Consider the following 25,592-nt stretch of genomic DNA (forward strand, 5'->3'; position numbering starts at 1 on the left):
CGTCCTCCTCCTCCCAGTGTGCCCCGAGTGCGCGCCAGAATGGGAGCATGCCCGCCGAGAACGATGCGATCAGCATCGACCTGAACAGCGACCTCGGAGAATCCTTCGGGGCGTGGCGACTCGGCGACGACGCCGCGATGTTCGCGCTCGTGTCGAGTGCAAACGTCGCCTGCGGCTTCCACGCGGGCGACCCCGTGACCATGCTCGCGAGCGCTCGACTCGCGGCGCAGCACGGTGTCGCCCTCGGCGCGCACCCCGGCTACCGCGATCTCGCGGGGTTCGGGCGTCGTGCGCTCGACACGAGCCCGGCCGAGATCGCCGCCGAACTCCTCGCCCAGCTCGGCGCCCTCGACGGCGTCGCGCGTGCGGCCGGCAGCCGGGTGCGCTACGTGAAGGCCCACGGCGCGCTCTACCATCGGCTCGCCCGCGACGAGTCGGCGGCCCGCGCCTTCGTCGAGGCCGTCGCGGCCTTCGACCCGGCGCTGACCGTGCTCGGCCAGCCGACCGGCGCGATCGCCAGGGCAGCGGATGCCGCGGGCCTCCGCTACGCCCGCGAGGCCTTCGTCGATCGGGGCTACGTGGCCGACGGCTCCCTCGTGCCCCGAGGTGAGCCGGGCGCCGTGGTCGACGATCCCGCCGCGGCATCCGATCGGGCGCTCGAGATCGTCGAGAGCGGCGGCATCACCGCCGATGACGGCAGCCGGGTCGAGTTCGGCGCCGACTCCCTGTGCCTGCACGGCGACATTCCGGGCGCGGTCGCGATCGCACGAGCGGTGCGGGCAGCGCTCGAGGGTGCCGGATACCGCATCGAGGCGTTCGCGTGAGCCGGCGCCTGCTGCCGAGCGGTGACGCGGCCCTGCTCGTCGAGTGCGACAGCCTCGACGAGGTGCTCGCCCTGCATGACGCGCTCGCCGCCGAGCCGCCCGCCGGACTCGTCGAGCTCGTGCCGGCGGCGAGAACGATCCTCGTCGCCGTCGACCCCGAGCGGCTGCCGCTCGAGTCGGCCGCGACGTGGGTGCGACGCGTCCCGGTCGAGGCCGCAGCCGACGCGCACGGGCACATCGCAGGCGACGTGACCGTCGACGTCGTGTACGACGGCGACGACCTCCCGGCCACCGCCGCGCTCCTCGGCGTCTCGGCCGAGGCGCTGGTCGCCCGCCATCAGGCCGCCGAGTGGCGGGTGGCGTTCATCGGCTTCGCGCCGGGGTTCGGCTACCTCGTGAGCGACGACTGGCCGTTCGAGGTGCCGCGGCTCGACGCTCCCCGACCCCGCGTGCCGTCGGGCGCCGTCGCGCTCGCCGGTGCGTTCGCCGGCGTCTACCCGCGGCAGAGCCCCGGCGGCTGGCGCCTCATCGGTCGCACCGACGCGCCGCTCTGGGATCCGGCGGCGGAGTCTCCCGCGCTCTTCGTTCCCGGGCGCCGGGTTCGATTCAGGGAGGTCGGCCGCCCATGAGTCGCCTCACGGTCGAGGTTCCGGGCCCGCTGGCACTCGTCGAAGACCTGGGCCGACACGGGCTCGCGCACCTCGGCGTCCCCGGGTCGGGCGCGCTCGACCGCGGCGCCCTCGGCCTCGCCAATCGGCTCGTCGGCAATCCCGACGGCGCCGCTGGCCTCGAGATCCTGATGGGCGGGTTCCGCGCCCGCTTCGACATGGAGACCTGGTTCGCGGTCACCGGCGCATGGGGCGGCGTGACGCTCAACGGTCACCGCATCGCCCCCTACACCGCCGCGCGTGCCGACGCGGGGAGCGTGCTCGAGCTCGCCCCGGCCGAACGCGGAGCGCGTTACCTGCTCGCGGTGCGCGGCGGCATCGACGAGCCGGCCGAGCTCGGCTCCCGCTCGCGCGACACGCTCTCGGCCATCGGCCCGGCACCCGTGGCCGAGGGGCGCGTGCTCGAGATCGGCGCGGCGCCCGCGGCATCCGTGCCCCTGCTCGATCGTGAGGCCGCCTTCCCGCCGCCGGCCGGCGCGGCCATCCTGGCACTGCTTCCGGGGCCGCGCGCCGACTGGTTCACGGATGCCGCGCGCGCCACGCTCTTCGACGCCATCTGGCGCCTCTCAGGGCAGGCCGACCGGGTCGGCGCCCGCCTCGACGGCCCGTCGCTCGAGCGGCAGGTGACCGGTGAGCTCGCGAGCGAGGCCACCGTGCCGGGTTCCATCCAGGTTGCGGGCGACGGACGGCCGACGATCCTGCTCGCCGACCGCCCGGTGACCGGCGGCTATCCCGTCATCGCGATCATCTCGCCCTCCTCGCTCGATGCCGTGGCGCAGCTCCGGCCGGGCCAGGAGGTGCGGTTCCGCCACGCGTGAGCCGTCTCGTCGACCGGCACGTGTAGCGTCGTTCAGACGTGCCACGCGCCGACCCAGCCCCGAGGAGATCGAGATGTCCGTCGTCACCGCCTACGCCTACGCCGCCCCGAGCGAGGCCGCTCCGCTCGAGCGCACCCTCATCGAACGCCGGGAGCTCGGACCGCACGATGTGCGCATCGACATCGCGTTCGCCGGCATCTGCCACTCCGACATCCACACCGTGCGCGGCGACTGGGGCTCGCAGCACTACCCGCTCGCACCCGGCCACGAGATCACCGGCACCGTCGCCGAGGTCGGCGAGGCGGTGACGCGGCACGCCGTCGGCGACCGGGTCGGCGTCGGCTGCATGGTGAACTCGTGCGGCGAGTGCCGACACTGCCTCCGCGGGTTCGAGCAGTTCTGCGTCGAGGGCCCGGTCTTCACCTACGGCAGCCCCGACCGCGACGGCACCGTCACGCAGGGCGGGTACTCCCAGCAGGTCGTGGTGACCGAGTCGTTCGTCGTGCGCATTCCCGACGCCCTCGCCCTCGATGTCGCAGCGCCCCTGCTGTGCGCCGGCATCACCACCTACTCGCCCCTCCGGCATTGGAAGGTCGGCCCCGGCATGCGCGTCGCGGTCGTCGGCCTCGGCGGACTCGGGCACATGGGCGTGCAATTCGCCCACGCGCTCGGCGCTGAAGTGACGGTGCTGTCGCAGACGCTCAGCAAGCAGGAGGACGGGCTGCGCCTCGGCGCCGACCACTACCGCGCGACCTCCGACCCGGCGACGTTCACCGAGCTCCGCGGCTCGTTCGACGTCATCCTCAACACGGTCAGCGCCGTGATCGACCTCGACGCGTACCTGTCGCTCCTCGATGCCGGCGCTGCGATGGTGTGCGTGGGCGCTCCCGGCGAGCCGCTCGGGGTCGGCGTCATGTCGCTCATCAACGGCAACAAGACGCTCGCCGGCTCGAACATCGGCGGCATCCGCGAGACGCAGGAGATGCTCGATTTCTGCGCGGAGCACGGCATCGGCGCCGAGATCGAGGTGATCCCCGCATCGGGCATCAACGCGGCCTACGAGCGCGTGCTCGCCTCCGACGTGCGGTACCGATTCGTCATCGACGCTGCGACGTTCGGCGACTGAGGCACTCGTTCGCGTCGCGGTCGCCTGTCACGGCTTCGACAGGAACACCGAGCGCGCCGGCGGCGGTGACGGCACCGCCGTGGCATCCGTGACGACCGGGGCGCCCGCGATGAAGCGTCGCAGTTCCTCGCCGTCGACGAGCTTCGCCGGCGCCGGGTCGCTCGCGAGCCGGCGGGGCATGCCCGCGAACGGCAGCTCGTCGTGCGAGGCGTACATCACGACGTTGCCGAAGCGGCGCCCCTTCAGCATCGAGGTGTCCGCCGCGATGGCGAGGTGCTCGAAGACGTGGGCGAGGGTCGCGGCCTGCGAGCGTGCGAAGGCGAGGCCGGCGCCGTCGGCGACGTTGACGGCGAGAATGCCGCCGGGCGCGAGCCGCGGTGAGACGAGCCCGTAGAACTCCGCGCTCGTGACATGTGCGGGCGTGCGAGCGCCCGAGAAGATGTCGACGATCGCGATGTCGACGGCGCCATCGAGTCCGGCGGGCAGCTTCGCGAGCACCTCGCGGGCGTCGCCGTGCCGCACCCGCACCTGCGCTCCGCGGGGCAGCGGCAGGTGCTCGCGCACGAACTCCACGAGGTCGGACTCGAGCTCCACGACCTGCTGGCGCGAACCTGGACGCGTCGCGACGACGTAACGGGGGAGCGTGAGCGCGCCGCCACCGAGGTGCACGGCCGTGATCGGCTGGCCCTCGGGTCGCACGAGGTCGACCGCGTGCCCGATGCGCCGCACGTACTCGAAGCCGAGCCAGTCGGGGCGATCGATCTCGACGTGCGACTGCGGGGTGCCGTCGACGTAGAGCGTCCACGAGCCCGGCGACTGGCGCGACTCCTCGAGCCGGGCGAGGTGGCCGCTGACGGCGAGGCGGCGTTCGAGCTCTGACACGGATGCCACGCTACCGCGTGGTCTCGGTCGCGCCGTGTTCGCCGAGGAGGGCGGCTCGCGTCAGCAGGCGCCCCAGAGCACGAAGTCGAGCCGGTCGCCGTCGAGCACCGCGGCCGGATGCGGGCCGTGTGCGAGCAGGCGCTCGCGCAGGCCGGGCGGCAGTTCGCCGCGAGCCGCGACGAGCACGGCGTTGCCCTCCTCGGCGCCCGAGAGCACGCTCGGGTCACCCGCGACGAGGAGTGCCGCAGCGGGGTCGGCGCGCGCGATCGCTCGGGCCTGGCCGCGGAGCCGGCCGAGCCCTGCGGCGTCGGCCACGTTGAGGGCGAGCACGCCTCCGGGAGCCAGCAGCTCGAGGCATCCGCTCATGAAGTCGAAGGTCTCGACGAAGGGCGGAGCCTGCAGGCGGGTGTAGAGGTCGACGACGACGAGGTCGAACGGCCCGTCGAGCGTCTCGATGACGGATGCCGCGTCGCCGACGACGAGCTCGATGAGCTCGCCCTCGGGCAGCGGCAGTCGCTCGAGCACGGTCTTCAGCAGGTCACGATCGAGTTCGACGACGACCTGGCGTGCGCCGGGGCGGGTCGCGGCGACGTAGCGCGCGAGCGTGAGGGCACCGCCGCCGAGGTGCAGCACCCGCAATGGAGCACCAGAAGTGCCCGCCGCTGCGCCAGAGGCATCGATGACGTGCCCGAGGCGACGGGTGTACTCGAAGAAGAGGTGGGTCGGGTCGAGCAGGTCGACGTGCGACTGCGCGGTGCCGTCGACGAGGAGCGTCAGCCCGTGGTTCGAGAAGACATCGGCCTCGAACTCGATGTGCACCGCCATGCCTGCATCGTCCCATGTCGCGGGCCGTCGGAGCCCGGTCGACCGGGTGTCGAGGCGGCCATTCGGGGCACCGGATCGTGGTTATACCGGAGAATCGCAGACAAATCAAGAATCGACTGGACACGGCGCGCCTGGCGACATATAGTTAACCTTTGCGCTCCCAGACCCACCATGCCTTCATATTGCGGTCGGCTTTCGTGCGTGTCGAGATCCTGAGGTCTCCGGCATCCGCATTCGTCTGAGGGGTTCCACTCTCCGCTACCGACAGTGAACCGGCCCGACGGGGCCATGGAGGTTATTCACTTGGCTGCTGCGCGCAACGCGACCACGCCCACCCCCAAGAACGGACGCGGTGCAAGCCGTCTCTCGTTCGCCAAGGTCACCGACACCCTTACGGTACCCGACCTGCTCGCTCTCCAGACGGAGAGCTTCGACTGGCTCGTCGGAAACGAGGCGTGGAAGACACGCCTCTCCGAGGGCAAGGCGGCCGGTCGTCAAGACCTGCCGGAGACCACCGGTCTTGAAGAGATCTTCGAGGAGATCTCCCCGATCGAAGACCTCGGCGAGACCATGCAGCTCTCGTTCACGAACCCCGAGCTCGAGCCTCCGAAGTACACGATCGACGAGTGCAAGGAGAAGTCGAAGACCTACTCCGCACCGCTGTACGTGAACGCGGAGTTCATGAACCACCTCACGGGTGAGATCAAGACGCAGACCGTCTTCATGGGTGACTTCCCGCTCATGACCCCCAAGGGCACGTTCGTCATCAACGGCACCGAGCGCGTCGTCGTCTCGCAGCTCGTGCGTTCGCCGGGCGTCTACTTCGAGCGCACCCCCGAGAAGACCTCCGACAAGGACATCTACTCGGCTCGCGTCATCCCGAGCCGTGGCGCATGGCTCGAGTTCGAGATCGACAAGCGCGACCAGGTCGGCGTCCGCATCGACCGCAAGCGCAAGCAGTCCGTCACCGTCTTCCTGAAGGCCCTCGGCCTCACCTCCGAGGAGATCCTCGAGGAGTTCGCCGGCTACGAGTCCATCGCCCTCACCCTCGAGAAGGACAACATCCTCACGAAGGAAGAGGCGCTCAAGGACATCTACCGCAAGCTCCGTCCGGGCGAGCAGGTCGCCGCCGAGGCCGCGCGTGCGCTCCTCGACAACTTCTACTTCAACCCGAAGCGCTACGACCTCGCGAAGGTCGGCCGGTACAAGATCAACAACAAGCTCGGTCTCGAGGCCCCCCTCACCGACTCGGTGCTGACGGTCCAAGACATCGTCGCCACGATCAAGTACCTCGTCGCGCTGCACGACGAGCGCACCACCCTGCCCGGCCGCCGCGCCGGCAAGGCGGTCGAGCTGCGTCTCGACGTCGACGACATCGACAACTTCGGCAACCGTCGCATCCGTGCGGTGGGCGAGCTCATCCAGAACCAGGTCCGCACCGGCCTGTCCCGCATGGAGCGCGTCGTCCGCGAGCGCATGACGACGCAGGACATCGAGGCGATCACCCCGCAGACCCTGATCAACGTGCGACCCGTCGTCGCCGCGATCAAGGAGTTCTTCGGCACCTCGCAGCTGTCGCAGTTCATGGACCAGAACAACCCGCTCGCGGGCCTGACCCACAAGCGTCGCCTCTCGGCGCTCGGCCCCGGCGGTCTCTCGCGAGACCGCGCCGGCGTCGAGGTCCGAGACGTCCACCCCTCGCACTACGGCCGCATGTGCCCGATCGAGACCCCCGAAGGCCCGAACATCGGCCTCATCGGATCGCTCGCCTCGTTCGCGCGCATCAACTCGTTCGGCTTCATCGAGACGCCGTACCGCAAGGTCGTCGCCGGCAAGGTCACCGACCAGATCGACTACCTCACGGCGTCCGAAGAAGACGACTACATCGTCGCCCAGGCCAACGCGCCGCTGAAGGCCGACGGTCACTTCTCCGAAGACCGCGTCCTCGCCCGTCAGAAGGGCGGCGAGGTCGACCTCGTTCCCGCCGACCTGATCGGCTACATGGACGTCTCGCCGCGCCAGATGGTGTCGGTCGGAACCTCGCTCATCCCCTTCCTCGAGCACGACGACGCGAACCGCGCCCTCATGGGTGCCAACATGCAGCGTCAGGCTGTGCCGCTGCTCCGCAGCGACTCGCCGCTCGTCGGAACCGGCATGGAGGGCTACGCGGCCATCGACGCCGGTGACGTCATCACGGCCGACCAGGCCGGTGTCGTCGCCGAGGTCTCGGCCGACTCGGTCACGGTGCAGCTCGACGCGGGCGGCACGCAGACCTACTTCCTGCGCAAGTTCGACCGCTCCAACCAGGGCACGTCGTACAACAACCGCGTGCTCGTGAACGCGGGCGACCGCATCGAGGTCGGCGAGGTCATCGCCGACGGCCCTGCGACCGACAACGGCGAGCTCGCCCTCGGCAAGAACCTCCTCGTGGCGTTCATGCCGTGGGAGGGTCACAACTTCGAGGACGCGATCATCCTCAGCCAGAACCTCGTGAAGGACGACGTGCTCTCGTCGATCCACATCGAGGAGTACGAGGTCGACGCCCGCGACACGAAGCTCGGCAAGGAGGAGATCACGCGTGATCTCCCGAACGTCAGCCCCGACCTGCTGGCCGACCTCGACGAGCGCGGCATCATCCGCATCGGCGCCGAGGTCCGCCCCGGCGACATCCTCGTCGGCAAGGTCACGCCGAAGGGCGAGACCGAGCTGTCGGCCGAAGAGCGCCTGCTCCGCGCGATCTTCAACGAGAAGAGCCGCGAAGTCCGCGACACGTCGCTGAAGGTGCCCCACGGTGAGCGCGGCACGATCATCGCCGTCAAGGTGTTCGACTCGCAAGACGGCGACGACGAGCTCGGCTCGGGCGTCAACCAGCGCGTGGTCGTCTACATCGCCCAGAAGCGCAAGATCACCGAGGGCGACAAGCTCGCCGGCCGCCACGGCAACAAGGGCGTCATCTCGAAGATCCTTCCGGTCGAAGACATGCCGTTCCTCGCCGACGGCACCCCCGTCGACGTCATCCTCAACCCGCTCGGCATCCCGGGCCGCATGAACTTCGGCCAGGTGCTGGAGACCCACCTCGGATGGGTCGCCAAGCAGGGCTGGAAGGTCGACGGCAGCCCGGTGTGGGCCAAGAAGCTCCCGAAGGAAGCTCACGAGGCCGCGCCCGGCACCAAGGTCGCGACCCCGGTGTTCGACGGTGCGCTCGAGGAGGAGATCGGCGGTCTGCTCGACTCGACGCTCCCCAACCGCGACGGCGAGCGACTCATCGACTCGACCGGCAAGACGCAGCTCCTCGACGGCCGTTCCGGCGAGCCGTTCCCGTACCCGGTCTCGGTCGGCTACATGTACATCCTGAAGCTGCACCACCTCGTCGACGACAAGATCCACGCGCGTTCGACGGGCCCGTACTCGATGATCACCCAGCAGCCGCTCGGTGGTAAGGCGCAGTTCGGTGGCCAGCGATTCGGTGAGATGGAGGTCTGGGCGCTCCAGGCCTACGGCGCCGCGTACGCGCTGCAGGAGCTCCTCACGATCAAGTCCGACGACATCCTCGGCCGCGTCAAGGTCTACGAGGCGATCGTCAAGGGCGAGAACATCCAGGAGCCCGGCATCCCCGAGTCCTTCAAGGTGCTCATGAAGGAGATGCAGTCGCTCTGCCTGAACGTCGAGGTGCTCTCGGCCGACGGCACCGCGGTCTCGCTCCGCGACACCGACGACGAGGCCTTCCGCGCTGCGGAAGAGCTCGGCATCAACATCTCCGCGCGCTTCGAGTCGTCGAACATCGACGAGATCTAAGCCAGGCCAGTAGACGATTCCAGAGACTTTCCAAGGAGAGAAATTGCTCGACGCAACGACTTTTGACGAGCTTCGCATCGGCCTGGCCACCGCAGAGGACATCCGCAAGTGGTCCTACGGTGAGGTCAAGAAGCCTGAAACCATCAACTACCGCACCCTGAAGCCCGAGAAGGACGGTCTGTTCGGCGAACAGATCTTCGGCCCGAGCCGCGACTGGGAGTGCGCCTGCGGCAAGTACAAGCGGGTGCGCTTCAAGGGCATCGTGTGCGAGCGCTGCGGCGTGGAGGTCACCAAGTCCTCCGTGCGCCGCGAGCGCATGGGCCACATCGAGCTCGCAGCCCCGGTCACGCACATCTGGTACTTCAAGGGTGTGCCCAGCCGTCTCGGCTACCTGCTCGACATGGCGCCGAAGGACCTCGAGAAGGTCATCTACTTCGCCGCGTACATGGTCATCGACGTCGACGACGAGGGTCGTCACGCCGACATGCCCGGTCTCGAGAACGAGCTCCGGCTCGAGATCAAGACCATCGGCGACCAGCGCGATGCCCGCATCGCGACGCTCATGGCGCGCAAGGAGGAGGAGCTCGCCGCACTTGAGGCGGAGGGCGCCAAGTCCGACCAGAAGAAGCGCGCCGAAGCCGCCGCCGACAAGGAGATGACGCAGGTCCGCAAGTCGGGCGACGAGCAGATCGCGCACCTCGAGCGCGTGTGGGAGGACTTCCGCACCCTCAAGGTCGGCGACCTCAAGCCCGAAGACTCGGTGTTCCACGAGCTGCAGGACCGCTTCGGCATGTACTTCGACGCCTACATGGGCGCCGAGGCCATCAAGAAGCGCCTCGAGGCCTTCGACCTGGCCGCCGAGGCCGACGACCTGCGCGTGCAGATCGCCGAGGGCAAGGGCCAGAAGAAGATCCGTGCGATCAAGCGCCTTCGTGTCGTCAGCTCCTTCCTGCAGACCGGCAACTCGCCGGCCGCGATGGTGCTCGACGTCGTGCCGGTGATTCCGCCGGAGCTCCGCCCGATGGTCCAGCTCGACGGTGGCCGCTTCGCGACCTCCGACCTGAACGACCTCTACCGTCGTGTGATCAACCGCAACAACCGCCTTCGTCGTCTGCTCGACCTCGGTGCCCCCGAGATCATCGTCAACAACGAGAAGCGGATGCTGCAGGAGGCCGTCGACGCGCTGTTCGACAACGGCCGCCGCGGCCGCCCCGTCACCGGTACCGGCAACCGCGCCCTGAAGTCCCTGAGCGACATGCTCAAGGGAAAGCAGGGTCGCTTCCGCCAGAACCTGCTCGGCAAGCGCGTCGACTACTCGGGCCGTTCGGTCATCGTCGTCGGCCCGCAGTTGAAGCTGCACCAGTGCGGTCTGCCCAAGCAGATGGCGCTGGAGCTCTTCAAGCCGTTCGTCATCAAGCGCTTGATCGACCTGAGCCACGCTCAGAACATCAAGGCAGCCAAGCGCATGGTGGAGCGTTCGCGCCCGCAGGTCTGGGACGTGCTGGAAGAGATCATCCGTGAGCGCCCGGTGCTCCTGAACCGTGCACCGACGCTGCACCGCCTCGGCATCCAGGCCTTCGAACCGCAGCTCGTCGAGGGCAAGGCCATCCAGCTCCACCCGCTCGTCTGCGCGGCGTTCAACGCCGACTTCGACGGCGACCAGATGGCCGTGCACCTCCCCCTCTCGGTGGAGGCGCAGGCCGAGGCCCGCATCCTGATGCTCGCCTCGAACAACATCCTGAAGCCGTCCGACGGCCGCCCGGTCACCCTGCCCACGCAGGACATGATCATCGGCCTGCACCACCTCACGACGGGCAAGCCCGGCGGAGCCGGTGAGGGTCGCGCGTTCTCGTCGATCGCCGAGGCCATCCTCGCCTTCGACCAGAACCGTCCGGGCGACTTCGCGCTCGACCTCGGTGCCACGGTGAAGATCCGTCTCGAGGGCCTGCACTTCGCCGAGGGCGAGACCCCCGAGAACTTCGTTCCCGGTAAGCCGTACCTGCTCGAGACGACCCTCGGTCGCGCCCTCTTCAACGAGGCGCTTCCGGTCGACTACCCCTACGTGAACGCGCAGGCGGGCAAGACGCAGATCTCGGAGATCGTCAACGACCTCGCCGAGCGCTACCCGAAGACCGAGGTCGCCGCGACCCTCGACCGCATCAAGGACGCCGGCTTCAAGTGGGCGACCCGTTCGGGCGTGACCGTGGCTCTCTCCGACATCCTGACGCCGGCCAACAAGGGCGAGATCGTCGCGAAGTACGAGAAGCAGGCTGCCAAGGTCCAGGGGCAGTTCGAGAAGGGTCTCACGACCGACCTCGAGCGTCGCCAGGAGCTCATCCAGATCTGGACGAAGGCCACCGACGAGGTCGCCGTCGCGATGCGCGACGCGTTCCCCGAAGACAACACCATCAACCGCATGGTGTCATCGGGTGCCCGTGGTAACTGGCTGCAGATCCGCAACATCGCGGGTATGCGAGGCCTCGTGAACAACCCGAAGGGTGAGATCATCCCTCGCCCGATCATCTCGAGCTACCGCGAGGGCCTCTCGGTCGCCGAGTACTTCATCGCGACGCACGGTGCCCGCAAGGGTCTGGCCGACACGGCCCTCCGTACGGCCGACTCGGGTTACCTCACGCGTCGTCTCGTCGACGTCTCGCAGGATGTCATCATCCGTGAGGATGACTGCGGCACGACCAAGGGCCTCGAGCTCCCGATCGCGACGACGGATGCCTCGGGCGAGCTCGTTCGCGACCCGAACGTCGAGAACGCGGTCTACGCCCGCAGCCTCGCCGCCGAAGCGGTCAACGCCAAGGGCGAGGTCGTGGCAGAGGCCGGTGAAGACGTCGGTGACGTGCTCATCGACAAGCTCATCGCCGCTGCCGTCGAGACGATCAAGGTGCGCTCCGTGCTCACCTGCGAGTCGGCCGTCGGTGTCTGCGCGAAGTGCTACGGCCGTTCGCTCGCGACCGGCAAGCTCGTCGACATCGGCGAGGCGGTCGGCATCATCGCGGCCCAGTCGATCGGTGAGCCCGGCACGCAGCTGACGATGCGTACCTTCCACACCGGTGGTTCGGCCTCGGCCGACGACATCACGCAGGGTCTTCCCCGCGTGCAGGAGCTCTTCGAGGCGCGTACCCCCAAGGGTGCATCGCCCATCGTCGAGGCTCCGGGTCGCATCACGATCGACGAGACCGACAAGCAGCGCAAGGTCATCCTCACGCCCGACAACGGCGACGAGCCGATCGCGTACAACGTGCTCAAGCGTTCGACCCTCCTGGTCGAAGACGGACAGCACGTCGAGCTCGGTCAGCAGCTGATCGTCGGCACCGTCGACCCGAAGGAAGTCCTCCGGGTCAAGGGTGTGCGCGAAGTGCAGAAGCACCTCGTCAACGGCGTGCAGGACGTCTACCGCTCGCAGGGTGTGCCGATCCACGACAAGCACATCGAGGTCATCGTGCGCCAGATGCTGCGCAAGGTCACCGTCGTCGACCACGGCGACACCGACCTGCTGCCCGGTGAGCTCGTCGACCGCCTGAAGTACAACGGCATCAACCGCACGGCGCTGACCGAGGGCAAGAAGACTGCCTCGGCTCGCCAGGAGGTCATGGGCATCACGAAGGCGTCGCTTGCGACGGAGTCGTGGCTGTCGGCCGCGTCCTTCCAGGAGACGACCCGCGTGCTCACGCAGGCCGCCATGGAGGGCAAGTCCGACCCGCTCGTCGGCCTCAAGGAGAATGTCATCATCGGCAAGCTCATCCCCGCCGGCACCGGACTGCAGAAGTACCGGAACGTCGCGGTCGAGGCGACTGAGGAGGCGAAGGCGGAGCGGTACCCGAACCGCATCTTCACCGACGACGCCGCGTTCACCGAGGGCGACCTGAGCTTCGTCGACTTCGACGCGTTCTCGAGCGACGACTTCACCCCCGGCAACTACAGCTAGTCAGCCGATACGACAGCAGGGCCCCGGAGCGATCCGGGGCCCTGCTTCGTTCACCGATGCTTCGGCGCACGACAGAACGAGGCGCGAACGGAAGCGGGCTCAGCCGCTACGATCGCTCGGAACGCCGATGTCGCCGATCCGAAGGACCCCCGATGACCGATCCTGCCCCGTCGATTCCTGCCCCGTCGATTCCCGCTGCGTCGGCTGCCGACGGCCGGCGGCCGCTCGCGAAGCGCCCGCAGTTCTGGATCCTCGTCGTGGTGGCGATCCTGGCCGTGGGAGGCGCGCTGCTCGTGGGCGCGGCGATCGGCGACTCGGGTGCCGACCCGAATGGCGGATCCACGCCGGCGCCAGGGACAATCGATGCGGCGACCGCGCCGCCTGCATCGACTGCACTGCCGTCAGCTCCGCCGGCGGCACACGAGATTCCATCTGACTGCGAGGCCATCTACACGCGAGATTGGTCGGCCGACTTCGCGCCACTCGTGCTCAATCCCGAGTGGACGCTCGACCCCGCGAATGGAGTGCGGTTCGGCTCGCGCGACGAGGTCGCAGTGGCTCTGCTCACGTCGAACTCCGACATCAGTTGCCATTGGGGCAGCGACCAAGGGGGCTCCGGCCGAGGACTCACCACGAACGTCGCCCATGTGAACGACGAACAGGCGGCGGCGATGCTCGCCAACTTCAATGAGAGCGGCTACAGCTGCTACGAGGAGTTCGAGGGCACCCGGTGCGTCAGCGAGACGCCGATGAGCGCCGACGGGCAGGCGGGCGAGTCGCATTTCGTCCGCGAAGGCGTCTGGATCGCCACGCTCTGGGTGAACGCGGGCCCCGACGGGTACACGCACGACATCGTGGCGGCGATCTTCGGCTGAACGAAGCGCCGCGTGCGCTCCGGGAATCCGGCCATCCGCGTTGCTACAGTTGGCCAACCACGGGTGCGCGGGGTGCCCGGAAGGAGCGCGATCATGAGCAGCACGACTCCCGGCAACGACCCGGAACGTCACGATGATGAGGCCTGGCCGGTCGACGGTGGCACCGTCGACGACGGCGCGCCCGACGTCGCTCCCGGAGCGAACGAGACGGGCCCGGTCGACGAGCCCACACCTGATGAGCGCACCTTCGATGAGCCAGCCCCCGACGCGGGCGCCGAGGCACCCGCTCCAGCAGCGGATGCCGCGGGGCCGGTCGAGCCCGAGCCGGCCGACGCCGATCTTGCGGCCACCTCGCGCCTCGACGAGGCCGTCGAACGGGCGAGCGCCCACCCGGCTCCCGAGGAGACCAACGGCATCGACGATCAGGATGCCTCGCCGACCCCCGAACCCGTCGCCGCCGACGCCGTGCGTCGCGAGACCTACGTGCCGGCCGCGACCGTGGCAGCGGGCACCGCCGCAGGTGCCGCGACCCTCGCCGACACGCCAGAGCCGGTCTACGTCGCCCCGCAGCCCGGCCCGCAGACGATCTACGTGCAGGCGCCGACGCCGCCGAAGGCGAAGGGCAACCGCGGATTCGGCGTGCTCGTCGCGCTCATCGGCACGGTCGCGTTCGCCGTGCTCTACGGAGCCATCGGCTATGCGCTCTACCTGAATTACGGGGCACCGGCGGGTGAGGCGATCGGCATCGCCGAGTTCCTCGTCGAGCCGATGTTCTGGGTGCCCGTCGTCGCCTTCCTCATCGGGTTCGCGCTGCTCGCGGCGATCGTGAACCGGGGCCCGTGGTGGGCCTACGCGGTCTTCGGCCTGCTCATCGGGGCGCTCGTCTACTTCGCCTACATCGGCGGCTCGCTGCTGGGCGTGCAGGCGTGGACGCTCACGCTCGAGCAGGCGAACGACTTCATCGCCGAGCGCTGGCTCGACCCGTACGCGATCATCGCCGCCGTCATCGCCCGTGAGATCCCGATCTGGCTGGGCGGCTGGATCGCAGCCCGGGGTCGGGCGGTCACCGAGCGCAACCGGCTCGCGATCGAGGCGTACGACCGCGAGCTCGCGGCAGGGCCGCAGGTCCGCTGAGCTCGGCTCAGCTGCAGGGCAGCTCGGCGGCGGCCGCGTCGAGGTCGACGGCGTCGCCCCAAGCTGTGAAGGCGAGTTCGGTGTCACCCTCGAGTTCGGCGATGCTGAGGGAACGCGGCAGCGGCGAACCGTAGCGCTCGACCGTGAGCACCCCCACCATCGTCTCTGACGAGCCGATCTGCACGGCGAGCGTCTCGTCGTCGTCGTCAGGAGCAGCCACCGACAGCTGGGCGCCGGACAGCACCGCGTCGAGCACGGCGGCCGGCTCGGTGAACGGTGCCCACTGGGCGGCGGCCGGATCGGTGCCGACGGTGCACTGCACGGACGTCAGCTCGGGGCGGCCGCTCGCGGCGGCGTAGGCGTCGTTGCCTCGCACCCGGGTGCTTCCGCCGTCGACGAGCAGTTGCGCTTCGAGCGCACCCGCGAGGAAGCGCGCACGATAACCGGACGGTCGGCCCGCATAGTCGATCGTCATCATGCGGGCCGGCAGCGTCGTGCCCTCCTCGGTGAGGATGAACTCGTTCACCGTGCCGTGCATCGACACCGGTCCGGCGGCATGCACCGACTCCACGATGATGGAGGCGATCTCGCTCGAGGGAGCCAGCCAGAGGCCGTTGCCGGATGCACCGTCGAAGGACTCGGCGTCGATGCCCTCCGGCGCGGCCGGAAGCTCGGCCGCTGCGCTGCAGGCGGTGAGCAGGACGGGGGCGGCGAGGACGGCAACGGCGAAGGCGGCGATCCGGATGCCTCGGCGACTCGCGCGTGTGCCCGCTGCGCCGCCCGTGGTGCTGTGGCGCACGGTCACGAGTCGGCGTCCGCCGCGCAGATGCTCGCGCCCTTCTGATCGGCGACGGAGGCGGCGTCGAGCGAGACCTCGCCCTGATCGCCTGCGGGGCGCACCACGAAGCAGGTGCGGTCGTCGTAGAGCCCCGCAGCGGCGGGCAGCCACGCCTCCGTGCCGGTCACGAAACCGGTGAGGTCGCTCGCGGTGCCGTCGCCGGAGACGGCGAAGAGCGCGTAGTCGGCGTCGGGACCCGACCAGTCCAGACGCAGGTTGCCGGACTCGGTGCTGACGGAGAGGGCGGAGACCTTCACGCTCGAGTCGGTGAGGGCCGAGACGATGAGCCAGGCGACGAGACCGGCGAGCGTCAGGAAGGTGAGGCTGACCGAGACGATGAACGCAGGGTGGAGCCACCAGCGGCGAACATGCGGCGGCGCATCGGAGAGTTCTGGCAGCACCGATCCGCCGCTTCCGAGTGCGCGAACACCGCCGCGGCTCCCGAGTTGCGGTTGACCCGCGGCCCCGCCGACCGTCGCTGGTCCGGTCGACGGCATCCCGGTCAGGCGGTCGGTCATCGCTCGGCTCCCTGCCTTCGCGCACGCGGTGCTCGGTGCGCGGTTCAGTTCATACGGTGTTCGGTACGTGGGTGTTCGGGCGGTCGCGCAGAGCTGCTCGCACGACCGCGTACCATGCTATATCGGTGCGCCTGCTCGACCGGGCGCCGAGGGAAGAGTGGAAGAGAGGTGAGAGTGGGCATCGCGCGACGACGACTCCCGGCGCTCGCCGCGGTCGTGACCATCCTCTCCTCGGCGTTGATCCTGTCGTCCGCTCCGATCGCCGCGGGCGCCGCAGAGGCACCGCCTGACGCCGACCCCGCCCGCGTGGCGATCCCGTACCTCGGCACCGTGTCCATCGACATCCCCGCCCCCTGGTTCATCACCGATTGCGCGGCGACGTTCGCCGCGACCCCGTTGGTCACCGCGTGCGACGCGAACGCGATCACGCTCGCCGCACCCGAGTACGACCCCGATGCCGGCACCGTGGCACTGCGAGTTGCGCTGAGCGACGGGCGCATCGGCACGACCTCGGTGTACCAGGTGGTGCTCGAGCCACCAATGGTGCCAGCGGCGACGCCGAACATCGAGCTGCGCCCGGTGCAGGCCGGTTCGCTCCTACGGGTCCCGATCTCCGAGCTCGGCCTCGAGTGCCAGGTGTGCAACGCCACAGGTGGCAGCCTGCGCGCCGTCGCCGTGCAGCCCGAGAGCGCGGGCTCGCTCTGGGCGACGCCCACGCACCTCGTGTTCCGGCCCGCAGCCGATGCCCGGGGCCCGGTCGAACTCGTGTTCCGCTTCGCTGACGACTACGGATCATGGTCGGGCGACGGCAAACTCGCCGTGTCCGTCCTCGCCCCCGCAGACCGGCCGCTGGTGACCGCCGACGTCGTCGTCGAGCTGGCGGAGGGCGCGGCGAGCGTCGACCTGAACGAGCTCGCCTTTCCCCTCGGCGGGGGCGAGCTGATCGTGGTCGGCTGCGGCGATCCGATTCGCGGGCAGGTGAGTTGCGCGGCCGACGGCACTGCCGAGTACCGCGGCGACGGCGGAATCGATCAGTTCTCGTTCCAGGTGGCCACCGCAGAGGGCGGCCGCGGTTTCGGCTCGGTCACGGTCGTGCCGGCCGGCGCGACGGAGCCCGCACTGGGCATGGCGCCGATCGCGCCGCCGAAGCAGTCGAAGAAGGGCGTGCCCGTGCTCGTGCCACCCGCGATGCCGGTCGAAGACGACGGGACGACCGGCGACGGGCTGCTCGGGCCGCTCCTGTCGGTGTTCGATCGGGTGGGCGCGTGACGATCGATGAGTGATGAACGAATGACCCAAGGCGGAGGGCCTGACCGATGAGCTTGAGACTGACGATCGATCCGGCGGCCGGTGGGGACGCCGCGGGCTCGTGGGCGCTCGATGTCGACGAGGCGACGACGGTCGGGGAGGTCGCCGAGGCGCTCGGCCTGCCCGGTGATGTGCTCGATCCGCTCGCCGGCGACGCCGCTGCGCTCGCCGAGAGCACGCTGTTGTCCGGGGCATCCGTGCCCGCCCGAGGCGAGCAGTCGCTGCCGCCGGGGATGCTGCGGCTCGAGTTCGTCGGAGGCCCGTTCGCGGGCGACACCGTCGCCCTCTCCCGCAGCGCCGCGGTGACCATCGGCAGCGATTCGAGCGCCTCGATCGTCGTCGCCGACGGCGCCCTGCTGCCAGTGCACGCGAGCCTCGTGCTGAGCGAGGAGACCACGGCCGAGGGTCGTCCGCCGCGCCTCGTCGCGACCCTGACTCCCGCACCGGACGCGGAGGTCTGGGTCAACGGCGAACGGCTCGAGGAGGCGCGCCAGATCGTGCCCGCCGACCTGCTGCAGCTCGGCAGCAGCGTGCTGCGGCTCGGCGTCGCGCCGGCCGCAGATGCCGACCTCACCCGTGATGCACTCGGCGATCGCGGGTTCAACCGTCCGTCGCGCATCCGCCCGGCGACCGAGCAGCCGGCCATCCCGCTGCCGGGCGACCGTCCCGACGACCCCGACCAGTCGCCGTTGCCGTGGCTCTCGGCGATCATCCCGGTCGTGCTCGGAGTGACCATGGCGATCGTGTTCGGCCGCGCGATCATGCTGCTGATGGCAGCCGCCAGTCCCATCATGGTCATCGGCTCCTTCCTCACCAACCGCAAGCTGGCGAAGAAGAAGGGCTTGAAGACCGAACAGCAGTGGATCGAGGAGGTGCGCATCGCCGAGCGGCGCATCGAGGACCTCGCCAAGGTGCAGCGGCTCGAGAACTGGTATCGACTGCCCGACCCGGTCGTCATCGGCGACATCGCGACGAGGCCGTTGTCGCGCCTCTGGGAGCGCCGTCGTACCGATGCCGATGCCCTGTCGATGCGCGTCGGCGTGGCCGAGGTCGCCCTCGACGTGCGTTTCGAGGGCGGCGGACGCGACCGCGGTGAGACGCGTCGCGTCGGCGTGGCGCCGGCACCGGTCGCGGCCGAGCTGCGCAACGGACCCCTCGGCATCGCCGGACCCGCTGAAGCCGTCCGCAGCGTCTCGCGCTCGATCGTCGCGAGCTTCGCGACGCTGCGCTCACCCCGGGACTCCGAGATCGTCGTCGTCTGCCCCGACGACGCCGCCGAGGCCTGGGCGTGGACCCAATGGCTGCCCCACACCGAGAGCGGCTCCGCCGCGGCCGCAATCGGCAACACCGGCGACAGTCGTCGCGAGCGCGTGCGCGAGCTCGGCGTCGTGCTCGAGCAGCGTGTGCGCGCCTCCGGCCAGCGGGGCGCTCCACCCTCGAACGACATCCTCGTCGTCGTCGACGGAGCGCGGGAGTACCGCATGCTTCCGGGCATGGTGCCGCTGCTCGAGCACGGTGCGGCCCACGGCATTCACGTCATCGCCCTCGACAGCGAGCGTGCGCGACTGCCCGAGGAGGCGAAGAGCGTCGTCGTCGTCGACGATCACGACCCTGCCATGGCACGCGTCGAGACCGGCTCCGAGTACTACCCGATCGTGCTCCTCGACGGCCTGTCGGTGACGCGCTGCGAACAGATCGCGCGCAGCCTCTGCTCGCTGCGGCACGTCAGCGGAGTCGGCGACGACGCCATGCTGCCGATGAGCGTGCGCTACGCCGAACTGCTGAAGATCGACCTCGACGACCCCGAGCCGATCGTGCGCCGCTGGTCGACCCACCCGCGCAACACCTTCGTGGTGGTCGGCGCGACCGGTGAAGGCGAGTTCGCGATCGACATCTCGCGCGACGGCCCGCACGCCCTCGTGGCGGGCACCACCGGTTCGGGCAAGTCGGAATTCCTCCAGGCGCTCGTCGTCAGCCTCGCGATGGCCAACCGTCCCGACGCACTGAACTTCGTGCTCGTCGACTACAAGGGCGGCTCCGCCTTCGCCGACTGCGAGCGGCTGCCGCACACGGTCGGCATGGTGACGAACCTCGACGCCCGCGAGACCGAGCGTGCCCTCGCCTCTCTCGACGCCGAACTGAAGCGCCGAGAGAAGGTGCTGCGCGACATGAACGCGAAGGACGTCGACTCCGCGTGGGCGAAGGACGCCGACACGGCTGCGCGTCGCGGGCTCGCGCGCCTCATGATCGTCATCGACGAGTTCGCCGAGCTCAAGACCGAGCTGCCCGAGTTCATCGACGGGCTCGTGCGCATCGCCCGCGTCGGTCGATCGCTCGGTGTGAACCTCGTGCTCGCGACGCAGCGGCCCGCCGGTGTCGTCACTCCCGAGATGCAGTCGAACATCAACCTGCGCGTCGCGCTGCGTGTCACCGATCGCACCGACTCCTCCGACATCCTCGGCTCTGGCGAGGCGGCGATGATCAGCCCTTCGACACCGGGCCGCGGCTTCGTGCGTACGGGGCCGGCCTCGGCGCCCGCACCTTTCCAGACCGCTCGAGTCGCCGGCATCCGTCCCGGTGCACAGCGCCAGGTGAAGGTGCTGCCGCGCAAGGCGCCGCTCGAGTGGCCGGACCTCGGCTACCCCGTGCGCTACCCGAAGGCGGTCTCGACCCAGCAGCAGAACGCCGACCACGACGACACCGATCTGCGGGCGCTCGTGAACCTCATCACGGCCGCCACCCAGCAGCTCGGCGTGCCGAAGAACCCCTCACCGTGGCTCATGCCGCTCCCGACCGTGCTGCCGCTCGAGAAGTTCCAGGACCAGCGGGTGCCCGAGCACCACATCGCGCTGGGCCTCGAAGACGTGCCGGGGGAGCAGTCGCAGCGCACCCTCACCTGGGGCGTCGCAGAGGGTTCGCACGTGCTCTTCCTCGGCGGCGCCCTCTCGGGACGCACGACGGCGCTGCGCACGATGCTGGCGCAGCTCGTGCAGGAGTTCTCGCCGGCCGATCTGCACATGTACATCATCGACTTCGGCAACGGTGCGCTGCTGCCGCTCGTCGACGCCCCGCACACCGGCGCGGTCGTCACCCAGCTCGACTCGGATCGGCTGCCGCGCCTCGTGCAGCGGCTGCTCGAAGAGCTCGGACGCCGCCAGTCGGTGCTCTCGGCCGCAGGTGTCGGGCACATCTCCGAGCAGCGGGCCCAGTCGACCCCAGAGACGCGGTTACCGTTCGCGATCGTCGCGGTCGACGGCTGGGAGCGCATGCTCTCGACGATGAACCCCGACCAGCTCGTCACCTTCCGCGACCAGTTCATGCGGATCCTGCGCGAGGGACCCGCGGTGGGAGTACGTGTGATCATCACCGGTGACCGCGGCATCACGGGCGACAAGATCATCTCGTTCATCGACGAGCAGTACGTGCTGCCGCTGCGTGACATCGCCGACTACCGCACCGCGGGCATCCTGGCCCGCGAGGTTCCGCTGAACCTCGGTCCGGGACGTGTGCTCTTCGGCGCGAACGCCGCCGAGGCCCAGCTCGCGGTGCTCGTGCACGACACCAGCGGCGAGGCGCAGACGACTGCGCTGCGCCGAATCGTCGAGCAGGTGCGCGACCACTTCGACCAGTTCCCGCAGCTCGCGGCGCTTCCCTCGCCATTCCGCGTCGATCCGCTGCCCGGCCACTTCGCGCTGACCGCCTCCTACGAGCTCCCGCTCGGGGAGTCGGGGCCCGACGACGGTCCGGTCGTCGCGGTCGGTGGCGACCTGCTGTCGCGATTCACGCTCGATTGGCCGGCCGAAGGCGGGTTCGTCGTCACGGGGCCCCGCAAGTCGGGTCGCTCCTCGGCACTCGCGGCGATCGTGCACCAGCTCGCCTGGCGCAAGGCACCGGTCGTCGTGGTCGCGGGTCGCGAGTCGATCCTCACCGAAGTGGCGGCCGCCCACGGAATCCAGGTCCTCGGCGGAGGCGATATCGGTCCGGCAGAGCTCGACCCGATCCTCGACGCCGCCGGTGAGTTCGTCACCGTCGTGGTCGACGACGCCGAGCAGCTCAAGAACACGCCCATCGAGCACGCGCTCACAGGGGCGAAGCATCGTGCGGCGTTCATCGTGGCCGCCGATTCCGAGTCGCTGTCGACCCTGTTCGGTGGTCCGGTCGTGGAGGCGAAGCGCGCCAGGCGCGCCCTCGTCCTGCGCCCGGAGTCGACCATCATGGGCACGCAGGCGGTCGGTTCGCCGATTCCGAAGTTCATGCTCGGTCGTGCCACGCCCGGTTCCGCCGTACTCACGACGCCGAGCGGCTGGCTGCCGGTGCGGGTGCCCGATATCCGGCAATGACGGATGCCTCGCGCACGTAGACTGAGCCGGGCGGCACCGGGAGTGACCGGGTGGTGCGCCCGTCGAGAAGGGGATGATCCGAGTGGCTTCTGCCCGTTGCGTGTATTGTGACGCCACGTTGCAGCCGAACAGCATGTACTGCATCTCGTGCGGTCAGCTGATCCCGCAGTCGAGCACGCCGCCCGTGCCCGCGCAATACCAGGTCGCGAAGCCGAAGCCGGCGCCGCGAAACGACACACCTGCTCCGGCCACGGCCGCTCCGCTCGAGCCCGTTCCGCTGCCCCGCTCGCTGCCGTGGCAGCAGCCGGGTGCGCGCGTCGAGATGCCTGCTCCAGAGCCCGTCGCCGTCGCGCCGATCGAGCGGGTCGAGTTGCTGTTCTCGACCGGTCAGCGAATCATCGTCGAGGGGTCGGCGGTCATCGGTCGCAAGCCCGCCGACACCGCCCTCGCAATGGGCGCTCGCGCCGTCGAAGTCGTCGACGACACGCGCTCGGTCTCACGCGTGCACCTCTTCCTCGAAGTGCAGGGCGGACAGATCACCGTGGGCGACGCCGGATCGGCGAACGGCTCGCGCATCGAGCGCGCCGGTCAGGTGATGCCGCTCGAGAGCGCAGGCACCCGAGTCGCGGTCGAGATCGCCGATACGATCTGGCTCGGCGACCTGAGCTTCGTGCTGAAGGCGGTCTGACGCGGCTGCGCGTCGACCGCGTTCGCCCACAGGTCAGTCGCCGAAGCGCGCTCGTCAGTCGCTGAAGAGGCCCGAGACGAAGCCGTTCACGATCGTCTGGCTGGCCCGGGCGCCGTAGTGGTCGACCGCGAGGCGGCTGATCGCCTCGTACGAGGGCCCCTCGAGTCGCGCGAGCGGCAGGGCCGCCCACTCGCGCCCGTTACGGCCGGCGACTCCGACGTAGGCGACTCGGTCGGCTCTGGCGAGCCAGACACTGAAGACGACGTCTCCTTTGTTCGTGAGAGGCAACGGCAGGTAGACTCGCGGATCCCCGCCGGCCAGACGGTCGCGCACCGCGGAGGCCTCATGTGAGGGGAGCGCCAGATATGAGCTCGCCTGCTGCTTCAGCACCGTACCGGTGGCGACGCGTTCCCAGCGGTACGACCAGACGAGCAGCCAGACGAGCCCGCCCACCGCGGCCCCGGCGCTGAGCAGTACTGCGCCAGGGGCGACCGCGTCGCGCAGGCCGCCGCGACGGCCTCGATAGGTGCTCGAGAGTTCGACGAGGGTGTCGTACATGACGATGCTGAGCACCACGAGCACGAGCCCGAGCCCGAGGATCACAGCCGCGGCGATCATCTGTCCATGCGAACGCACGCGACGCACCTCGGTCGGGCTCGCGTGCAGGGCCTGTTCCTGAGGTTCGGCGGTCACGGGGTTCCCTTCTGAACGGGCCACTTGTGATCGATCATCGGCCCCTTCCATTCGAAGTAGTCGAAGACGCGGTCGAAGGCGCGGGCCGGGATGCCTCGACGCTCCGCCTCGCGGATGACGAGCTGTGCCGCCTGGTGCGCGCTGGCGTCGTCGAGCACCGCATCGAGCAGGAGCGGCACGAGGCCGCGACGCCGACCGTCGAATTCGTCGAACACGGTGACTCGCTCACCTCCGGGCGCACCCGCGAATGCGTCGCGCAACGCCGCCGCGTCGCGCACCCCGAGCTCGCACAACAAGGTGCCGCTGCCGGCGCGCACCGCGATGTTCGCGAAGAAGCCGATGACCGGCAGGCGTTGCATCTTCCCGGTCCGCCGCCGGTCGTCGAGCACCCCGACGAAGACGATCTCGGACCATGGGATGAGCGGGGCCGACGCGAGTTGCACTCCGGCGGCCCCGACGGCGATTGCGATGTCGTCGTCGGAGGTGAGCAGCCCGAGGGCGCGTCGGCGTCGATGCGCGAGGATTGCGGACGAGAGGCCGGCGAGCATCGCGATCGCGGCGATGACGATCGTGAACCAGCCGAAACCCTTCATGATCGCGACGATGACGAGGGCGGCGAAGACGGCCGCAGTGACGAGGCCTGCGATGAGCATGCGACGATTCAGACGCTCTGCCGTATCGACCTTCGTCCGGTCGACGTGGGCCCGGTAATCCGCCTGCACAGCATCCTCTGTTTCATGCCGCGGACGAGGTGTACCGCGCGCCGTCAGCCTACTCGGCCGCCGATGCGTCGCGAATTCAGGGGCGAGTGGCCGCATGGAGCCGGTGGGAGCACTAGGGGAGTCCTCCCCATCGGCAATTCCGGTGCTTGCGGGTAACGTATTCGAAGCACAGACAATTCGGAGCGAAAGCTCCTGTTCGGTGCCTACCGAGGCATCCAATTCAACGGAGGAAATCATGGCGGAGATCCGCGTCACATCCGACTCTCTCGCCGGTGTCGCCGGCCAGCTCTCGAGCGGCTCGCAGTCGATCGAGTCGCAGCTGTCGAACCTGAAGTCGCTGGTCGAGGGGCTCATCTCGGGCGACTGGGGCGGTACCGCGTCGCAGAGCTTCAACGAGCTCTACTCGCAGTGGGACCAGGCCGGTCTCCAGCTGAAGGAGTCTCTGCAGGGCATCAGCGACCTGCTCAACCAGGCTGCGCTGTCGTACGAAGACAGCGAGAACGCGATCGCCGGAACGTTCAGCGGCTGACGTAAGGACAACAGGTGCCGGCGTGCGGCGACGCACGTCGGCATCGGTTCACGGCTAGGGGTCATGCATGGTCTTCTTCAAAGTACGCGCCGAATCGCTGAGCGAGGTCGCGGCGCTCATCGGCAACGTCATCGTGACGTTCGACGCGAACCTCGCGTCCGCCGACAGCGTCGTCAGCCGAATGGCCGGTACGACGTGGGTCGGTGATGACGCCGAGAAGTTCAGTGAAGACTGGGCTTCGTTCGTGACCCTGGCATCGCAGGTCCGGCTCGCTCTGACGGGTCTGCAACAGGGCTTGATCGCCGCCGATGGCAGTTACACCCGCACTGAGACGGGCATCGGCACCGGCTTCCGTCAGCGCCAGCAGGGCCTCGTCAGTGTGCGCAGCGCCTCGGGCAACCTCAGCAAGCGCGTCGCGAAGGGCGAGGACAAAGCAGAGGACATGGCCGAGTTCTTCGGCCGCGACTACGCCGGCGACGATGAGGTCGAGCAGTTCGGCGGTGGAGCCCTCGGCCCGCGCAAGACGAGCGGGCAGGCGACCGGCGGCGGTTCGGGCGACTCCGACGGCGACGGCGATGACGATTCGATCGGCACCGGCGTCTTCCGTCTCGATGCCGACGGTGAGCCCGATGTGAACGGGTATGTCGAGGTCGACGTCGACCTGCCCGACTTCGGCCCCGTGGTCGAAGCGTTCGAACAGATGCAGGGAGGCAGCGCGAATGGCTGAGCAGCAGGCCGACACCACCGAGCTCAGTGAGCTCGTGCAGACGATGAACGAACTCATCGGCTACGCCTCGGCACTCAAGCAGGGTGCGAGCGGATTCGCCTACATGCTGCCCACCGAGTGGCAAGGCCCCTCGATGCAGGCATTCCTCGGCTCGTTCAGCGCATGGACGGTCGGCGCTTCCGCCCTCGAGGCGAACGCGCTGGCGCTCAAGAACCAGGCGGAGGCCTCGTCCAAGGCATACTCCTCCACCATCGAGAACCTCGACTCCTCGTGGGCGTCGATCCAATCGAACTTCGAGGCGTAGCGCCGAGGCCCACCGCCTCCGCGAGCCTTCTCGTATCA

20 protein-coding genes are annotated in these 25,592 nt (G+C 69.4%); 14 read left to right on the plus strand and 6 right to left on the minus strand.

The features are described from left to right. Positions 1-47: 47 nt before the first annotated feature. The 4 genes from VPH61_RS05945 (at position 48) to VPH61_RS05960 (ending at position 3,436) form a co-directional block, all read left to right on the plus strand. Positions 48-824, plus strand: coding sequence for a LamB/YcsF family protein (locus VPH61_RS05945; RefSeq protein WP_332062606.1), 777 nt, complete (start codon positions 48-50; stop codon positions 822-824). Next, positions 821-1,453, plus strand: coding sequence for a 5-oxoprolinase subunit B family protein (locus tag VPH61_RS05950; RefSeq protein WP_332062607.1), 633 nt, complete (start codon positions 821-823; stop codon positions 1,451-1,453). Before VPH61_RS05945 ends, VPH61_RS05950 begins: the two co-directional genes overlap by 4 nt. Next, the gene (locus VPH61_RS05955) at positions 1,450-2,310 is read left to right on the plus strand and encodes a biotin-dependent carboxyltransferase family protein (protein ID WP_332062608.1); all 861 of its coding nucleotides are present in this window, start codon (positions 1,450-1,452) and stop codon (positions 2,308-2,310) included. Before VPH61_RS05950 ends, VPH61_RS05955 begins: the two co-directional genes overlap by 4 nt. 73 nt (positions 2,311-2,383) lie before the next feature. Continuing rightward, positions 2,384-3,436 (plus strand): NAD(P)-dependent alcohol dehydrogenase, encoded by a 1,053-nt coding sequence (locus VPH61_RS05960; RefSeq protein ID WP_332062609.1) that lies wholly within the window; start codon positions 2,384-2,386, stop codon positions 3,434-3,436. Positions 3,437-3,463: 27 nt separating this feature from the next. Here VPH61_RS05960 and VPH61_RS05965 read toward each other — a convergent pair whose 3' ends face one another. Then, on the minus strand, positions 3,464-4,318 hold the full coding sequence (locus tag VPH61_RS05965) for a spermidine synthase (RefSeq protein WP_332062610.1): 855 nt from the start codon (positions 4,316-4,318) through the stop codon (positions 3,464-3,466). Positions 4,319-4,378: 60 nt separating this feature from the next. Then, on the minus strand, positions 4,379-5,143 hold the full coding sequence (locus VPH61_RS05970) for a spermidine synthase (protein ID WP_332062611.1): 765 nt from the start codon (positions 5,141-5,143) through the stop codon (positions 4,379-4,381). 303 nt (positions 5,144-5,446) lie between these two features. Between VPH61_RS05970 and rpoB the strand changes: the two genes are divergently transcribed. From rpoB to VPH61_RS05990, 4 genes are all read left to right on the plus strand, one after another. Further along, positions 5,447-8,938 (plus strand): DNA-directed RNA polymerase subunit beta, encoded by a 3,492-nt coding sequence (rpoB, locus tag VPH61_RS05975; RefSeq protein ID WP_332062612.1) that lies wholly within the window; start codon positions 5,447-5,449, stop codon positions 8,936-8,938. Positions 8,939-8,981: 43 nt separating this feature from the next. Further along, the gene (gene rpoC, locus VPH61_RS05980) at positions 8,982-12,878 is read left to right on the plus strand and encodes a DNA-directed RNA polymerase subunit beta' (protein WP_332062613.1); all 3,897 of its coding nucleotides are present in this window, start codon (positions 8,982-8,984) and stop codon (positions 12,876-12,878) included. A gap of 152 nt (positions 12,879-13,030) precedes the next feature. Next, the gene (locus VPH61_RS05985) at positions 13,031-13,753 is read left to right on the plus strand and encodes a hypothetical protein (protein WP_332062614.1); all 723 of its coding nucleotides are present in this window, start codon (positions 13,031-13,033) and stop codon (positions 13,751-13,753) included. A gap of 93 nt (positions 13,754-13,846) precedes the next feature. Next, entirely contained in the window at positions 13,847-14,887 is a 1,041-nt protein-coding gene (locus tag VPH61_RS05990; RefSeq protein ID WP_332062615.1) for a hypothetical protein, read from the plus strand. Positions 14,888-14,894: 7 nt separating this feature from the next. Here the strand turns inward: VPH61_RS05990 and VPH61_RS05995 are convergent, their stop codons facing one another. Both VPH61_RS05995 and VPH61_RS06000 read right to left on the minus strand, forming a co-directional pair. After that, entirely contained in the window at positions 14,895-15,686 is a 792-nt protein-coding gene (locus VPH61_RS05995) for a hypothetical protein (RefSeq protein ID WP_332062616.1), read from the minus strand. Between the two features lie 2 nt (positions 15,687-15,688). Beyond that, positions 15,689-16,243: a hypothetical protein gene (locus VPH61_RS06000; protein ID WP_332062617.1), complete on the minus strand. Its 555-nt coding sequence runs from the start codon at positions 16,241-16,243 to the stop codon at positions 15,689-15,691. A 168-nt stretch (positions 16,244-16,411) separates the two neighbouring features. On the opposite strand from VPH61_RS06000, the gene VPH61_RS06005 reads away from it, so the two are divergent. From VPH61_RS06005 to VPH61_RS06015, 3 genes are all read left to right on the plus strand, one after another. Beyond that, positions 16,412-17,512: a hypothetical protein gene (locus tag VPH61_RS06005; protein ID WP_332062618.1), complete on the plus strand. Its 1,101-nt coding sequence runs from the start codon at positions 16,412-16,414 to the stop codon at positions 17,510-17,512. A gap of 47 nt (positions 17,513-17,559) precedes the next feature. Beyond that, positions 17,560-21,891, plus strand: coding sequence for an FtsK/SpoIIIE domain-containing protein (locus VPH61_RS06010; RefSeq protein WP_332062619.1), 4,332 nt, complete (start codon positions 17,560-17,562; stop codon positions 21,889-21,891). A 118-nt stretch (positions 21,892-22,009) separates the two neighbouring features. Continuing rightward, the gene (locus VPH61_RS06015; protein ID WP_332062620.1) at positions 22,010-22,579 is read left to right on the plus strand and encodes an FHA domain-containing protein; all 570 of its coding nucleotides are present in this window, start codon (positions 22,010-22,012) and stop codon (positions 22,577-22,579) included. 54 nt (positions 22,580-22,633) lie between these two features. Here the strand turns inward: VPH61_RS06015 and VPH61_RS06020 are convergent, their stop codons facing one another. Together VPH61_RS06020 and VPH61_RS06025 are read right to left on the minus strand one after the other, a co-directional pair. Further along, positions 22,634-23,272, minus strand: coding sequence for a hypothetical protein (locus VPH61_RS06020; protein WP_332062621.1), 639 nt, complete (start codon positions 23,270-23,272; stop codon positions 22,634-22,636). Beyond that, positions 23,269-23,925: a hypothetical protein gene (locus VPH61_RS06025; RefSeq protein WP_332062622.1), complete on the minus strand. Its 657-nt coding sequence runs from the start codon at positions 23,923-23,925 to the stop codon at positions 23,269-23,271. Before VPH61_RS06025 ends, VPH61_RS06020 begins: the two co-directional genes overlap by 4 nt. A 304-nt stretch (positions 23,926-24,229) precedes the next feature. Here VPH61_RS06025 and VPH61_RS06030 point away from each other — a divergent pair, with 304 nt between their 5' ends. The 3 genes from VPH61_RS06030 to VPH61_RS06040 all read left to right on the plus strand — a co-directional run bounded on the left by VPH61_RS06030 (position 24,230) and on the right by VPH61_RS06040 (position 25,554). Continuing rightward, positions 24,230-24,523 (plus strand): WXG100 family type VII secretion target, encoded by a 294-nt coding sequence (locus tag VPH61_RS06030; RefSeq protein WP_332062623.1) that lies wholly within the window; start codon positions 24,230-24,232, stop codon positions 24,521-24,523. A gap of 67 nt (positions 24,524-24,590) precedes the next feature. After that, positions 24,591-25,250, plus strand: a complete 660-nt coding sequence (locus tag VPH61_RS06035; RefSeq protein WP_332062624.1) for a WXG100 family type VII secretion target — start codon at positions 24,591-24,593, stop codon at positions 25,248-25,250. Next, positions 25,243-25,554 carry a hypothetical protein gene (locus VPH61_RS06040; RefSeq protein WP_332062625.1) on the plus strand — a complete coding sequence of 104 codons (312 nt, stop codon included), beginning with the start codon at positions 25,243-25,245 and terminating at the stop codon, positions 25,552-25,554. Before VPH61_RS06035 ends, VPH61_RS06040 begins: the two co-directional genes overlap by 8 nt. Positions 25,555-25,592: the final 38 nt, after the last annotated feature.

Source organism: Agromyces sp. CCNWLW203, assembly GCF_036576125.1.
Taxonomy (GTDB): domain Bacteria; phylum Actinomycetota; class Actinomycetes; order Actinomycetales; family Microbacteriaceae; genus Agromyces.

Excerpts from the sequence above, each read along its gene's own strand:
- VPH61_RS05945 (WP_332062606.1), top strand. The coding sequence starts at position 48 with ATGCCCGCCGAGAACGATGCGATCAGCATCGACCTGAACAGCGACCTC.
- VPH61_RS05955 (WP_332062608.1), top strand. The coding sequence starts at position 1,450 with ATGAGTCGCCTCACGGTCGAGGTTCCGGGCCCGCTGGCACTCGTCGAA.
- VPH61_RS05960 (WP_332062609.1), top strand. The coding sequence starts at position 2,384 with ATGTCCGTCGTCACCGCCTACGCCTACGCCGCCCCGAGCGAGGCCGCT.
- VPH61_RS05970 (WP_332062611.1), bottom strand. The coding sequence starts at position 5,143 with ATGGCGGTGCACATCGAGTTCGAGGCCGATGTCTTCTCGAACCACGGG.
- VPH61_RS05985 (WP_332062614.1), top strand. The coding sequence starts at position 13,031 with ATGACCGATCCTGCCCCGTCGATTCCTGCCCCGTCGATTCCCGCTGCG.
- VPH61_RS05990 (WP_332062615.1), top strand. The coding sequence starts at position 13,847 with ATGAGCAGCACGACTCCCGGCAACGACCCGGAACGTCACGATGATGAG.
- VPH61_RS06000 (WP_332062617.1), bottom strand. The coding sequence starts at position 16,243 with ATGACCGACCGCCTGACCGGGATGCCGTCGACCGGACCAGCGACGGTC.
- VPH61_RS06010 (WP_332062619.1), top strand. The coding sequence starts at position 17,560 with ATGAGCTTGAGACTGACGATCGATCCGGCGGCCGGTGGGGACGCCGCG.
- VPH61_RS06025 (WP_332062622.1), bottom strand. The coding sequence starts at position 23,925 with ATGCTCATCGCAGGCCTCGTCACTGCGGCCGTCTTCGCCGCCCTCGTC.
- VPH61_RS06030 (WP_332062623.1), top strand. The coding sequence starts at position 24,230 with ATGGCGGAGATCCGCGTCACATCCGACTCTCTCGCCGGTGTCGCCGGC.
- VPH61_RS06035 (WP_332062624.1), top strand. The coding sequence starts at position 24,591 with ATGGTCTTCTTCAAAGTACGCGCCGAATCGCTGAGCGAGGTCGCGGCG.
- VPH61_RS06040 (WP_332062625.1), top strand. The coding sequence starts at position 25,243 with ATGGCTGAGCAGCAGGCCGACACCACCGAGCTCAGTGAGCTCGTGCAG.